Source organism: Acetobacter sp. DmW_043 (assembly GCF_002153485.1).
GTDB classification, from domain to species: Bacteria; Pseudomonadota; Alphaproteobacteria; order Acetobacterales; family Acetobacteraceae; genus Acetobacter; species Acetobacter thailandicus.
In genome coordinates, this window is sequence record NZ_JOMN01000027.1 from 153,270 (window position 1) to 167,416 (window position 14,147).

The window sequence follows — 14,147 nt, forward strand, 5'->3', positions numbered from 1 at the left end:
ACGGAGCAGTTTAAAGCTGTGCGGGCGTGGTGGAATTGGCAGACACGCCAGATTTAGGTTCTGGTGACGCAAGTCGTGGGGGTTCAAGTCCCTCCGCCCGTACCAACATTATTGTTGGTAGCTCCGTCTGATCCGCAGCAGCCTTTCGGCACGATGCGGGATTTTTTATTTGTACCGAAAGGAAGGCCTGGCCAATGCAGGTTACTGAGACTCTTTCCGAAGGGTTGAAACGTGGTTTCACCGTTACGATCCCTGCAGCAGATATCGCAGCAAAACAGGATGCGCGCCTTAAAGAAGTAGCAGGAAATCTGAAGCTTCCCGGTTTCCGTCCAGGGAAAGTGCCTCTCACTCTTGCAAAGCAGCGCTATGGCGAATCTGTTCGCAGCGAAGTTCTGGAGCAGGTTGTTTCAGATACGCTGAAAACAGTTTTTGAAGAGCGTGGTCTGCGCCCGAGCGGTCAGCCTAAAGTTGATCTGGTTTCAGGCCAGGAAGCAGGGCAGGACGTATCATTCACTGTTGAAGCTGAAATTCTGCCGGAAATAGCAGATCCTGACCTGTCAGGTGTTGAGCTTACCCGCCTCAAAGCAGCTGTCAGCGATAAAGCTGTTGACGATGTTCTGAATGATATTGCTAAAAATCAGCGCAGCTTCGAAGTGATTGAAGAAGATCGTCCGGCTGAAACCGGTGATGTCGTGACTGTTGACTTCGAAGGTAAGGACAATGGTGTTCCTTTCGAAGGTGGTACAGCTCAGGATGTTAATGTTGAAATTGGTGGCCAGGGCTTTATCCCCGGCTTTGCTGAGCAGATTGCCGGTATAAAAGCTGGTGAAGAGAAAGTGATCACGGTTACTTTCCCGGCTGATTACGGTGCAGCTGAGCTGGCTGGCAAAGAAGTCACATTCGACATCAAAGCTAAAGCTCTGAAAAAACCTGTTGCTGCAGCTCTTGACGATGAGCTGGCAAAGAAAGTTGGCCTCGGTAGCCTTGAAGAGCTGCGCAGCATGGTGCGTCAGCAGCTTGAAGGCGAATATGACCGCGTGTCACGTCTGCGCATTAAACGTGATCTGCTTGATGTTCTGGCCGAAAAAGCTGACTTCTCAGCGCCGGAAAGCATGATCGATGCAGAATTTGAGCAGATCTGGCAGCGTGTTGAAGCTGACAAAAAAGCTGGTCAGCTTGATGACGAAGACAAAGAAAAAGACGAAGACACCCTGCGTGCTGATTACCGTAAGATCGCAGAACGTCGTGTGAAGCTGGGTCTGTGGCTGGCTGAAATTGGTCGCAGAAACACGATCAGCATCACTCAGGAAGAAATGAACCGTGCGCTGCAGGCAGAAATGGCCCGCTACCCCGGTCAGGAACAGCAGGTTCTGCAGTTCTTCCAGAGTAATCCACAGGCGATTGAAACGATCCGTGGGCCGATTTTCGAAAATAAAGTTATCGATTATCTGCTGGAGCTGGCTAAGGTGGAAGACAAAGAAGTCTCTCCTGAAGAGCTGGCGGAAAACCCGGAAGCCAGCATTTAATGCCTTCCAGTCCCGTCAGAAAATTCTGACGGGACATTTTTTTGTGCCTCTTTTTCCGTTCCGGGGTAGCATATTGCTGCATTTTCTCTATCTTTAGTCTGGAGTGCCTGAGCTGCTCCTTCCTGCACTATGTGTGAGGGATAAGGCTTGAGCAGGTTTTTTACGGGAATGATTGATATGAGGGATACTAATCCCGTTGAGATTTTTAGTAATGCTCTAGTACCCATGGTGGTTGAGCAGACATCTCGGGGTGAACGGGCTTTCGATATTTATTCCCGTCTGCTTCAGGAGCGGATTATTTTTCTGACAGGCCCTGTTTACGATCAGGTTGCGTCTGTTATTTCTGCTCAGCTTCTCTATCTTGAGAGTGTAAACCCGACAAAAGAGATTTCTTTTTACATCAACAGTCCGGGTGGCGTTGTGTCGGCTGGTCTTGCGATTTATGACACGATGCAATATATCCGCAGCCCTGTCAGCACAGTGTGTATTGGTCAGGCAGCCTCTATGGGGTCTCTGCTCCTGGCTGGTGGCGAGAAAGGTCGTCGCTTTATTCTGCCTAATGCACGCGTCATGGTGCACCAGCCATCAGGTGGTGCGCAGGGGCAGGCCAGTGATATTGAAATTCAGGCAAAAGAGATTCTGATTATTCGTCAGCGTCTGAACGAAATTTATCGCGAGCATACCGGGCAGTCTCTCGAGGATATTGAGAATAAACTTGAGCGTGACAGCTATATGTCTGCAGAGGAAGCGCGTAGCTTTGGTATAGTTGATAAAGTTATCAGCCATCATAAAGCAACGGAACAGACAGCGGGGAAGGATAAAAATCATCCTTAACCTGGTTTATAAAGTTATTTTCAGCACTGCAGGGGCAGTCTCTGCTTCGCGCGGTGCTGATAAGATGAACAAGGCGACCTGCGGTTTTCTGGGGTCCTGGATGATCGAGGGAGTGCACTCATGAACGCGAAAACAGGCGATTCCAAGAATACATTGTACTGCTCATTCTGCGGCAAGTCGCAGCATGAGGTCAGAAAATTAATTGCAGGTCCAACCGTTTTTATCTGTGATGAATGTGTCGAGCTTTGCATGGATATTATCCGTGAAGAGCATAAGACATCTCAGGTCAGCTCACGTGAGGGTGTTCCTACCCCCAAAGAGATCTGTAAAATCCTGGACGATTATGTCATTGGTCAGTTCCAGGCAAAAAAAGTTCTCTCAGTAGCTGTACATAATCATTACAAACGTCTGACCCAGGTTGCTAAAAGCGGCGAAGTTGAGATTGCAAAATCTAACATTCTGCTGATCGGCCCTACAGGTTCAGGTAAGACGCTTCTTGCTCAGACACTCGCCCGCATTCTTGATGTGCCCTTCACAATGGCAGATGCGACGACTCTGACCGAGGCCGGATATGTTGGTGAAGATGTTGAGAACATTATTCTCAAACTTCTTCAGGCAGCCGATTATAATGTTGAGCGTGCTCAGCGCGGTATCGTCTATATTGACGAAATTGATAAAATTTCCCGCAAATCAGATAACCCGTCTATCACACGCGATGTGAGTGGTGAGGGTGTTCAGCAGGCTCTGCTGAAGCTGATGGAAGGCACAGTTGCTTCTGTTCCCCCTCAGGGTGGGCGTAAGCATCCGCAGCAGGAATTCCTTCAGGTTGATACGACCAACATGCTCTTTATCTGTGGCGGTGCGTTCGCCGGACTGGATAAAATTATCTCAGCACGAGGTAAGGGTGTTGGTATGGGTTTCGGAGCAGATGTTACCTCTGTTGACGAGCGTAAAACCGGCGAGATTTTGCAGGATGTAGAGCCTGAAGATCTGATGAAGTTTGGTCTTATTCCTGAATTTATTGGTCGTTTGCCTGTGCTGGCAACGCTTGGTGATCTCGATGAGGCAGCTCTTATCAGTATCCTGACTGCGCCTAAAAACGCGCTTGTGAAGCAGTATCAGCGTCTGTTCCAGATGGAAAATGTTGATCTGGTTTTCACGGATGATGCTCTGAAAGTCATTGCAGACCGGGCCATTAAACGTCAGACAGGCGCCAGAGGGCTGCGCTCTATTATGGAGAGCATTCTGATGTCGACGATGTTTGATCTTCCTGGGATGTCAGATATTCAGGAAGTTGTTGTGAACCATGATGTTGCTGATGAGAAGACACCACCGGTTTATGTTTATGGTAAAAAAGACGACGTTTCTGCAGAACAGTCAGCCTGAAGCGATATTTTTAGAAAAAAAATCCCGGTCTGACCTTTAAATCCATTGTTAAGTGCGGTGTTTGCTACAATATGTAGCAAACACAAGAAGGGGGCTTTATGGCCCTCGCAGACCACAGGGGTATGCCGCCAGGCGGGTGCCAGGTCTGGATCGTCCTTGAAGGAGGTCATGGTTATGGCAGAAGAAAAAAAAACGACTGTAAAACGCAAGAAAAAAGCGCCGGCTGAAAATAAAGAACTTACAACGGTTGCTGTTGAAGTGGGTTCTGTTTCTGAAGCTCAGGGTGCGAATCGTATCGCTGTTCTGCCTTTACGTGACATTGTCGTTTTCCCTCATATGATAGTGCCTTTATTTGTAGGGCGGGAAAAATCGGTTAAAGCGCTTGAGTCTGTTACACGTGAAGATCGTCAGATCCTTCTTGTGGCACAAAAGGATGCAGCGCTTGATGACCCGGGCGCTGATGATATTTATCGCTTTGGTACAGTTTCCACTATTCTGCAGCTTCTCAAGCTGCCTGACGGCACAGTTAAAGTCCTGGTAGAGGGTGTGCGCCGTGCCAGAATAGAACATCTGCACGAAGTTGAAGGCCATTTTGAAGCAGATATTCAGGATGTTGCCGGCAGTCAGGATGTGAGTTCAGAAGCTGAGGCGCTGGGACGTACAATTGTTTCTCAGTTTGAAGAATATATTAAACTGAACAAGAAAGTTGCCTCTGAGGTTCTGGTTTCCCTGGGGCAGATTACAGATTTATCTCGTCTTGTTGATACAGTTGCCAGCCACCTTAATCTCAAGATTTTTGAAAAGCAGGAAATTCTTGAGACGCCGTCTGTTGTTGAGCAGATGGAAAAAGTACTTGCTCACATTGAAGCTGAAATTGGTGTTCTCCAGGTTGAGAAGAAAATTCGCAACCGTGTTAAACGCCAGATGGAGAAAACACAGCGTGAGTATTATCTGAATGAGCAGCTTAAAGCCATTCAGAAGGAGCTCGGTGAAGGCGAGGACGGCAAAGATGAGCTGACTGAGATTGAAGAACGTATAGCAAAAACCCGGCTTTCGAAAGAGGCCCGTGATAAAGCTATTGCTGAGCTTAAAAAATTCCGTGGCATGAGTGCCATGTCAGCAGAGTCGACTGTTGTCAGAAATTATCTTGACTGGCTTTTAGGTATCCCCTGGAAAAAACGTAGTAAAATTCGTCATGACCTGGGTGAAGCGGAAAAAGTCCTCAGTGATGGTCATTATGCCCTCGATAAAGTGAAAGAGCGTATTCTTGAGTATCTGGCAGTGCAGAGTCGCTCTCAGAAATTAAAGGGTCCGATTCTTTGTCTTGTTGGCCCCCCGGGTGTTGGTAAAACAACTCTTGCCCGGTCGATTGCGAAAGCCACAGGTCGTCAGTACGTCCGGATGTCTCTTGGCGGGGTGAGGGATGAAGCAGAGATACGCGGTCATCGTCGTACCTATATAGGCTCAATGCCGGGTAAAATTATCCAGGGTATGAAGAAAGCTAAAGTCTCTAATCCGCTCTTTCTGCTGGATGAAATTGACAAGCTTGGCGCTGACTGGCGTGGTGACCCGGCCTCTGCTTTGCTTGAGGTGCTTGATCCTGAACAGAATAGCTCATTTGCCGATCATTACCTTGAAGTTGAGTATGACCTGTCTGACGTAATGTTTGTGACGACAGCGAACAGCCTTAACATGCCGCAGCCGTTGCTGGACCGTATGGAGATCATTCGTCTGTCAGGTTACACTGAGGATGAAAAGCTTGAAATATGCCGCCGTCATCTTCTGGCAAAGCAGGCTGAAGCTCATAACCTTAAAACTGAAGAGTGGTCAGTTACCGACGGGGCTTTGCGTGACCTGATTCGTTATTATACGCGTGAGGCAGGTGTCAGAAATCTTGAGCGTGAGATTGCGAATCTTGCGCGTAAAGTCGTCAAGGAAATCGTGACTGGTAAAGTCACGAAGATGGACATCACCGAAGAGAATCTGGAAAAACTCGCAGGTGTTAAACGCTTCCGCTACGGCGAGACCGAAGACGAAGATATGGTCGGTATGGTAACCGGGTTGGCATGGACTGAAGTCGGTGGTGAGATACTTACTATTGAAAGTGTTATGACCCCAGGTAAGGGCGGTGTTGTTGAAACGGGTAAACTCGGTGATGTTATGAAGGAGAGTGTATCTGCGGCATTTTCTTTCGTAAAAAGCCGTGCTCCGGCCTATGGTATTCTGCCAACACTCTTTGAAAAGCGTAATTTCCACGTCCATGTGCCTGAAGGCGCAACACCAAAAGATGGGCCATCTGCCGGTATTGCGATGGTGACATCCTTTGTTAGTGTCATGACAGGCATTCCTGTGCGTCGTGATGTGGCTATGACGGGCGAAATTACTCTGCGTGGTCGTGTTCTTGCTATTGGCGGGCTTAAAGAGAAGCTTCTGGCCGCGGTCAGATCCGGGATCAGACTTGTCTTTATTCCTAAAGACAATGAAAAAGATCTCGTGGAAATACCATCTTCTATCAAGGATGCGCTGAAGATTGTTCCTGTCGCACATGTTGATGAAGTTCTGGCTCTGGCATTGACACATAAGCTCAAGCCGATTGAATGGGAAGATGTTGCAGAGTCTGTTCTGGAGTCAAAACAAAATGCGGCTGCGGTTACTTTGCCGCATTGAGAGGAAAATGCCAGATAAATCCAAAAGTTTTTATTTGGTGAGTTGACGTAAAGAAAAACAGCGGCATAGTGCGACCGGGAGACGACGTGGTAACGGGTATTAGGTATCACGTCGGCAACTTAATTTTTTGGAGAAAGGCGTAAAATGGATAAGCCGCTCAATAAGCAAGAACTCGTTGCAGCAGTAGCTGACGAAGTCGCTCTGCCAAAGGCTAAAGCTGGAGAAGTGGTTGACGCCGTGTTCGGTGCTATCGAGAAAGCTCTTTCTCGCAAACAGGAAGTGCGTCTGGTTGGCTTCGGTACGTTTGTAACAGCAAACCGTAAAGCTGCTAAAGGGCGTAATCCTCGCACAGGTGAGGAAATTGACATTCCGGCTTCTACTTCTGTCCGTTTCAAACCGGGCAAAGCACTTAAAGACGCCGTAAGCTAATTTTTTAAAAAAATAGCTTTTAACGGGTGGTAATTCCTAAAAAAGGGGTTGCCACCCGTTTTTGTTTGTGAGATATGAGCGGCGGGCGATTAGCTCAGCGGTAGAGCGTCTCGTTTACACCGAGATGGCCGGGGGTTCGATCCCCTCATCGCCCACCATTCACAGTTTTCTGTGAGTACTAAAAACATCTGATATTGTTGTTCAAAATAAGTAACAATATCAGATGTTTTTTTTTATTCATTTTCTCTTCACAAGAAATTTCCCTGTAATCATGCATTGAGGCATGGTCGTTCGCGCGCGTTGGGAGTAGTCTGCATTTAACAGTTCGTTGTTTATTGATTTATCAGGAAGCAGGAGTGACTAATGCAGTCTGTTCTGGGTAGTTATGCCCCAATTCTTATATTTGGTGCGCTTGCTATTGTTATTTCTGCTGCAATGCTTGGTATGGCACTGTTTAGTGGGCATCAAAAGCCTTACCCTGAAAAAACAACGGCTTATGAATGTGGCTTTGAGGCATTTGATGATGCGCGCCGTCGCTTTGATGTGCGTTTTTATCTTGTGGCCATTCTTTTCATAATTTTCGACCTGGAAGTGGCATTTCTCTTCCCCTGGGCAGTGAGTCTGTCGCGTATTGGTTATTTTGGTTTCTTTTCAATGCTGGGGTTTCTCAGCGTACTTGGTATTGGTTTCCTTTATGAGTGGCGCAAAGGCGCGCTGGACTGGGACTGAAGGGGGCGCCTATGTCTGACAATCCGCAGGAAGATACAATTCTCTGGAATCGTGAGGCTCTGCCTCCGGGTAAAGAGCAGGACGCCGTTGTGCGTGGTATTACCGGTGCTATTGCTGAAAAGGGGTTTGTCGTTGCAAACCTTGATAAACTGGTAAACTGGGGGCGTACTGGCAGTTTGTGGCCTATGTCTTTTGGTCTGGCATGCTGTGCGGTTGAAATGATTCACGCATATATGCCAAGGTATGACCTGGACAGAATGGGTGTTATTCCCCGTGGTTCGCCGCGTCAGTCTGATGTGATGATCGTTGCCGGTACGCTGACCAATAAAATGGCACCGGTTTTGCGTCGCCTTTATGACCAGATGGCAGAGCCGCGCTGGGTTATCTCCATGGGTTCGTGTGCAAATGGTGGCGGTTATTACCACTATTCTTATTCAGTCGTGCGTGGGTGTGATCGCATAGTGCCGGTTGACGTTTATGTCCCTGGCTGCCCCCCGACAGCAGAAGCGCTGGTTTACGGCATCATGCTTTTGCAGAAAAAAATTCGCCGTACAGGAACGATTCTCCGTGGGTGATATTGTTGTAAATCCTGAGGCTGAGGCCCTCCAGGGGCAAATTGGTGCCATGGCTTTTACGCTGGCGACCTCTGTTCCTGGTATCTATTCTGCTGCCGTTGAAAACGGTGAGCTGGTTGTTCGTACGAATCGCGAAACTTTTTTGCCGCTGATGACCTTTCTGCGCGACGACTCTGCTTATCGTTTTGAGCAGCTCATGGATTTATGCGGTGTTGACTTTCCCGCACGCGCTGAGCGCTTTGACGTGGTCTATAACCTCCTGTCTGTTTCGTACAATCGTCGTATTCGCGTCATTATTACGACAGATGAAGTGACACCCGTTCCTTCAGTGCATCAGCTCTGGCCAGTTGCTACGTGGTGGGAGCGTGAGTGCTATGACATGTTCGGGGTTCTGTTTTCCGGTCAGCCCGATATGCGTCGTATTTTGACTGATGATGGCTTCGAGCATTTCCCTTTGCGTAAAGACTTTCCGCTGACGGGGTATGAAGAGGTGCGTTACGATATTGAAACGCGACAGGTTGTTAAGGAACCTGTCTCTCTGACGCAGGATTTCCGTGACTTTGATTTCGTTTCTCCCTGGGAGGGAATGCTGACTCTGCCTGGTGATGAAAAGGCTCATGAAGTCAGGCTGGGTATGAAGAGGGCTCGCGGATGACAGAGCACAATAAAACAGACGGTCTGGCACCGGGCGATGTTCTGGTTAAAAATGACATCCCCGAAATGCTGATTTCTGATACTGCAGCGAAAACGGCAGAGCTGAGAACAATAGAGTTTGACTCGCACAAGCTGAATTTTGGTCCTCAGCATCCTTCTGCGCATGGTGTGCTGCGTCTTATTCTCGATATGGACGGGGAGCTTGTGCGTCGTGCTGACCCGCATATCGGTCTGCTGCATCGCGGCACAGAAAAGCTGATCGAATATAAAACCTATCAGAAAGCGCTGCCTTATTTTGACCGCCTTGATTACGCCTCGCCTATGTGTGAAGAGCAGGCTTTCGCACTGGCTACAGAGAAGCTTCTTGGTATAGAAGCGCCCGATCGTGCAAAATGGCTTCGGGTTATTTTCGCCGAGATTACGCGCGTTCTGAACCATATTCTCAATATTACAGCTATGGGTCTCGACTGCGGTGCGGTAACGCCTGCGCTGTGGGGCTATGAAGAGCGTGAGAAGCTGCTTGAATTTTATGAGGCAGCTTCAGGTGCGCGTTTCCATGCGAACTATTTTCGTCCCGGTGGTGTGGCCCGCGATATTCCTCAGGAGCTTGAAGATCGCATCGGTAACTGGACACAGGAATTCCCGGCCTGGATTGATGAGCTGGAAGGTCTGCTGACCGAAAACCGAATCTGGAAACAGCGTACTGTCGGTATCGGTATTTTTACTTCTGAGCAGGCTCTGGCATGGGGCTTTAGTGGTCCGTGTCTGCGTGCTTCAGGTGTGCCCTGGGACCTTCGTCGCAGCCAGCCCTATGACAATTATCATAAAGTATCTTTTAAGGTTCCTGTTACACGACAGGGTGACTGCTATGACCGTTACCTCGTGCGCATTCAGGAAATGCGTGAGAGTGTAAAAATTATCGAGCAGGGCCTTGCTCAGATGAAAGCCGGACCTGTGAAAATACAGGACCCCAAGTTTGCACCGCCACCCCGCGCCGAAATGAAGCGCTCGATGGAAGCACTGATTCATCACTTTAAATTATATAGTGAGGGTTATCATGTGCCTCCGGGCGCTACTTATACTGCGGTAGAGAGCCCCAAGGGCGAGTTTGGTGTTTACCTGGTCGCTGACGGTTCAAACCGTCCTTATCGTTGCAAGATACGCCCCACAGGTTTTGCGCATTTGCAGGCGCTGGATGAATTATCCAGGCGGTCGATGCTGGCCGATATGGTGGCGGTTCTTGGTTCTTTAGATCTTGTTTTTGGAGAGGTTGATCGTTGAAGATGGCCTGGACCCCGGCAGAACAACCTGACAGTTTTGAGTTTGACGATATTTCTGAAAAAGAAATTGCTAAAATACTGTCGAAATACCCTGAAGAACGTAAAGCCAGCGGTACGCTTCCTCTCCTTTACATTGTGCAGGATCAGCTGAAGCGTGAGACAGGCCATGCCTGGATCCCGCTTGTGGCGATGGATCTGATTGCGGCACGGCTGGCGGTACCATCTGTCAGAGTGTACGAAGTCGCTTCTTTTTACACGATGTTTAATACTAAGCCTGTAGGTAAATATCATCTGCAGATCTGTACCACGACATCGTGCTGGCTGCGCGGATCAGATGATGTTGTGGCAGCCTGTAAAAAAGCAGCCGGCGTTAAAGAGTTTGGTGAAACCAGTGAAGACGGGCTGTTCACATTATCGCATGTTGAGTGCCTTGGGGCCTGTGCAAATGCCCCCATTCTTCAGGTTAATGACGATTATTACGAAGATATGAATGGTCCCAGGACAGAAGCCGTGATTGATGCATTGCGTGCAGGTGAAGATCCTGCCCCTGGCCCATCTACGGGCAGATTAAGTTCTGCGCCTGAAGGCGGCAGGAAAACTTTGCTTGAAGAAACGTCACCCAGATCTTCAGGTGAGTAGCAGGAGAGCCGGTATGTTGCAGGACGAAAATCGTATTTTTACGAATCTTTACGGGCAGAATGACTGGAAACTCGCCGGGGCGCGGGCAAGGGGTGACTGGCATGACACGGCCTCTATCCTGTCCCGGGGATCTGAGGCGATTATTGCTGAAATGAAGGCTTCGGGCCTTCGTGGTCGCGGCGGAGCAGGATTCTCGACCGGTATGAAATGGTCTTTCATGCCAAAGAATTTTGATGGTCGTCCGCACTATCTGGTCATTAATGGCGATGAATCTGAACCAGGGACCTGTAAAGACCGTGAGATTATGCGGCATGAGCCACATAAACTTATAGAAAGTGCGCTGATAGCGTCATTCGCCCTGAATGCACATGCGGCTTATATTTATATTCGTGGTGAGTTTTATCAGGAAGCGCAGCATCTGCAGGCGGCCGTTGATGAAGCTTATGAAGCTGGTCTGCTCGGTAAAAATGCTGCCGGAACCGGCTGGGATTTTGACTTCTATATTCATCGTGGTGCAGGCGCTTATATCTGCGGTGAAGAGACTGCTCTGCTTGAGAGCCTTGAGGGTAAAAAAGGCCAGCCTCGTATGAAGCCGCCTTTCCCTGCCGGCGCAGGCTTATATGGCTGTCCGACTACAGTGAATAATGTTGAAAGTATTGCTGTCGCATCAACCATTCTGCGACGGGGTGCATCCTGGTTTTCAGCACTTGGCAGGCCTAATAATGCAGGCACCAAGCTTATGGCGATTTCGGGGCATGTGAATACACCATGCGTTTTCGAAGAAGAGCTGGGTGTACCGCTTAAAGAGATTATAGAAAAACATGGCGGTGGCGTCAGGGGCGGCTGGGACAATCTGCTGGCGGTTATACCCGGCGGCTGCTCTGTGCCAATGTTGCCTAAGTCTGTCTGTGAAACAGTGCTGATGGATTACGATAGTCTGCGTGCTGTGGGTTCGGGGCTGGGCACCGCGTGTATGATCGTTATGGATCGTTCTACTGATATTATTGAAGCTATTGCACGCTTTTCCCGCTTTTTTAAGCATGAAAGCTGCGGTCAGTGTACGCCCTGCCGTGAAGGAACCGGCTGGATGATGCGTATGATGGACCGTATGGTTCAGGGGCGTGCCGAGATTGAAGAAATTGATCTTCTTGAGCAGGTAACACGACAGATCGAGGGGCACACAATCTGTGCTCTGGGTGATGCCGCAGCCTGGCCTGTTCAGGGGCTGATCCGGCATTTTCGTCCGGAGATGGAAGCGCGTATCCAGCAGTATAAGGCTGCACATGGTGGTTCAGGGCTGGTTCAGGTTCCTGCCTCCGATGTGCTGCCGGCAGTAGCGGAGTAAAGGGCATGGTAAAAGTCCTTGTTGATGGCACCCCGGTCGATGTGCCGGCGGGTTCAAGTGCCCTTCAGGCCTGTGAAGCTGCGGGGAAAGAAATCCCCCGTTTTTGCTATCATGAGCGTCTGTCGGTAGCTGGTAACTGTCGCATGTGTCTGGTGCAGGTTGTCCGTGCACCTAAGCTGGTTGCCTCATGTGGTTTCCCGGTTGCTGAAGGGATGCAGATTCTTACTGACACTGATGTTGTCAGACGGGCGCGCCGTGCCGTTATGGAATTCTTGCTGATTAACCATCCTCTTGATTGCCCTATCTGTGATCAGGGCGGTGAGTGTGACCTGCAGGACCAGGCCTATGGTTATGGCTCGGGTGTGTCACGGTATCAGGAGGCCAAGCGCGCTGTAACAGATAAAGAACTCGGGCCTCTGGTTAAGACGGTAATGACGCGCTGCATTCAGTGCTCACGCTGCGTGCGCTTTTCAACCGAAGTGGCTGGCACGCCTGAGCTTGGCATCGTTTCGCGCGGTGAAAATGCAGAAGTTACGACTTATGTCGAAAAGGCACTGACATCCGAGCTGTCAGGTAATCTGATTGATATATGTCCGGTCGGTGCACTAACGGCAAAACCAACGGCGTTTCGTGCGCGTTCATGGGAATACAAAAAAACCGATAGCATTGATGTGATGGATGCTGTGGGTACGAATATTCAGATCCAGGCCCGGGGCGCTGAAGTTATGCGCATTGTGCCTCGTATTAATGACGAGGTGAATGAAGAGTGGCTTTCAGATAAAGGGCGTTTTTCGGTTGATGGCCTGAAGAAAAGGCGCCTTGACCACCCATGGGTGCGTGTGCACGGCAAGCTGCATAAGGCAAGCTGGCAGGATACCCTGGTTTCGATGGCGCGTCGTTTTGAAGGCGTTTCCGGTGATCGTATCGGTGCAATAGCAGGTGATCTGTGTGATGTTGAAAGCCTGTGCGCTCTGAAAGACCTGATGACGGCTCTGGGTTCCTCTCATACAGACTGCCGGCAGGACGGTGCCTGGTATGATATGCGCAGCCGCAGCGGGTATCTGTTTAACAGCGGTATCACCGGTATTGATGAGGCAGATGCTCTTCTGCTGATTGGCAGCATACCCCGTCACGAGGCTCCTGTACTTAATGCCCGTATTCGCAAGCAGTATTTGCATAAAGGACGTGGTGGTTTCCCTGTTGCCAGTATTGGTGCATTGCCTGTCGACCTGACCTATAATGTCGATGTACTGGGGGAGGGGCCGGAAGTCCTGACCCGGCTGCTTGATGGTTCAGAGGCTTTTGCCGAGGTTTTGAAAACAGCAAAGCGCCCTATGATTATTCTGGGGCATGGGGCACTAACCCGTCCGGATGCGCAGACTATTTATGAAGCCACCCTGCAACTGGCACATCAGACCGGTGTGATTACTCAGGACTGGAACGGGCTGAATATTCTGCATACAGCAGCGTCTCGTGTGGGTGCGCTTGATATCGGGTTTGTTCCTGGTAGCCGAGGTTTTGCTGTTACGAATATGCTCCGTGGCGGAGTTGAAATTCTGTGGCTCCTGGGGGCAGATGATTTCCCACTTGATAAGATCAGCAAAGATACGTTTGTGATTTATCAGGGGCATCACGGTGATGCTGCTGCGGCAAGGGCCGATATTATTCTGCCCGGTGCAGCTTATACCGAAAAATCAGGGACTTATGTTAATACGGCGGGCGAGGTGCAGCGTGCCCTGCGGGCTGTATTCCCTCCAGGTCAGGCCAGAGAAGACTGGCAGATTATCAGAGCTTTCTCAGAAGTTGCCGGGCATCCTTTGCCTTATGATTCTGTTGAAGCTCTGAGGGCGCGTATGGCCGAAGTTAATCCGGTCTTTTCGAACGCCGGTAATGAAATTGCTCCCGCACCGCAATCGGTGACAGACAGCAGTGTTTCAAAAGGTACGGCAGAGTTCAATAATGCTCGTATCCGTCCGGTTATTGATGATTATTACCAGACAAACTCTATCAGCCGGGCCAGCCTGACAATGGCAGAATGTTCTCGCGTGTATGGTCCCATGCGCGCTGTAGCAGCGGAGTAAGA

General features: G+C 49.6%; 12 protein-coding genes and 2 tRNA genes. All 14 read left to right on the plus strand.

Annotated elements, in window-relative coordinates:
• The first annotated feature begins 20 nt into the window (after positions 1-20).
• The 14 genes from HK11_RS08970 (at position 21) to nuoG (ending at position 14,145) form a co-directional block, all read left to right on the plus strand.
• Positions 21-105: transfer RNA gene (locus HK11_RS08970), tRNA-Leu, on the plus strand.
• A gap of 89 nt (positions 106-194) precedes the next feature.
• Positions 195-1,526 (plus strand): trigger factor, encoded by a 1,332-nt coding sequence (gene tig, locus HK11_RS08975; protein ID WP_086555000.1) that lies wholly within the window; start codon positions 195-197, stop codon positions 1,524-1,526.
• A gap of 168 nt (positions 1,527-1,694) precedes the next feature.
• The gene (locus HK11_RS08980; protein ID WP_173559301.1) at positions 1,695-2,360 is read left to right on the plus strand and encodes an ATP-dependent Clp protease proteolytic subunit; all 666 of its coding nucleotides are present in this window, start codon (positions 1,695-1,697) and stop codon (positions 2,358-2,360) included.
• A gap of 120 nt (positions 2,361-2,480) precedes the next feature.
• Positions 2,481-3,746, plus strand: coding sequence for an ATP-dependent Clp protease ATP-binding subunit ClpX (clpX, locus tag HK11_RS08985; protein ID WP_086555001.1), 1,266 nt, complete (start codon positions 2,481-2,483; stop codon positions 3,744-3,746).
• A 174-nt stretch (positions 3,747-3,920) separates the two neighbouring features.
• Positions 3,921-6,413 (plus strand): endopeptidase La, encoded by a 2,493-nt coding sequence (gene lon, locus HK11_RS08990; protein WP_086555053.1) that lies wholly within the window; start codon positions 3,921-3,923, stop codon positions 6,411-6,413.
• A 144-nt stretch (positions 6,414-6,557) separates the two neighbouring features.
• Positions 6,558-6,842 (plus strand): HU family DNA-binding protein, encoded by a 285-nt coding sequence (locus HK11_RS08995; protein WP_086555002.1) that lies wholly within the window; start codon positions 6,558-6,560, stop codon positions 6,840-6,842.
• An 83-nt stretch (positions 6,843-6,925) separates the two neighbouring features.
• Positions 6,926-7,000, plus strand: a tRNA-Val gene (locus HK11_RS09000).
• A gap of 205 nt (positions 7,001-7,205) precedes the next feature.
• Positions 7,206-7,571, plus strand: coding sequence for an NADH-quinone oxidoreductase subunit A (locus HK11_RS09005; RefSeq protein WP_086555003.1), 366 nt, complete (start codon positions 7,206-7,208; stop codon positions 7,569-7,571).
• An 11-nt stretch (positions 7,572-7,582) separates the two neighbouring features.
• Positions 7,583-8,146, plus strand: a complete 564-nt coding sequence (locus HK11_RS09010) for an NADH-quinone oxidoreductase subunit B family protein (RefSeq protein ID WP_086555004.1) — start codon at positions 7,583-7,585, stop codon at positions 8,144-8,146.
• Positions 8,139-8,801, plus strand: a complete 663-nt coding sequence (locus HK11_RS09015) for an NADH-quinone oxidoreductase subunit C (RefSeq protein WP_198943246.1) — start codon at positions 8,139-8,141, stop codon at positions 8,799-8,801. The genes HK11_RS09010 and HK11_RS09015 overlap by 8 nt, the downstream gene beginning before the upstream one ends.
• 65 nt (positions 8,802-8,866) lie before the next feature.
• Positions 8,867-10,081 (plus strand): NADH-quinone oxidoreductase subunit D, encoded by a 1,215-nt coding sequence (locus tag HK11_RS09020; RefSeq protein WP_369822944.1) that lies wholly within the window; start codon positions 8,867-8,869, stop codon positions 10,079-10,081.
• A gap of 2 nt (positions 10,082-10,083) precedes the next feature.
• Positions 10,084-10,719, plus strand: a complete 636-nt coding sequence (locus tag HK11_RS09025) for an NAD(P)H-dependent oxidoreductase subunit E (RefSeq protein ID WP_086555006.1) — start codon at positions 10,084-10,086, stop codon at positions 10,717-10,719.
• A 13-nt stretch (positions 10,720-10,732) separates the two neighbouring features.
• Positions 10,733-12,064, plus strand: coding sequence for an NADH-quinone oxidoreductase subunit NuoF (gene nuoF, locus HK11_RS09030; RefSeq protein WP_086555007.1), 1,332 nt, complete (start codon positions 10,733-10,735; stop codon positions 12,062-12,064).
• A gap of 5 nt (positions 12,065-12,069) precedes the next feature.
• The gene (gene nuoG, locus HK11_RS09035; RefSeq protein ID WP_086555008.1) at positions 12,070-14,145 is read left to right on the plus strand and encodes an NADH-quinone oxidoreductase subunit NuoG; all 2,076 of its coding nucleotides are present in this window, start codon (positions 12,070-12,072) and stop codon (positions 14,143-14,145) included.
• Positions 14,146-14,147: the final 2 nt, after the last annotated feature.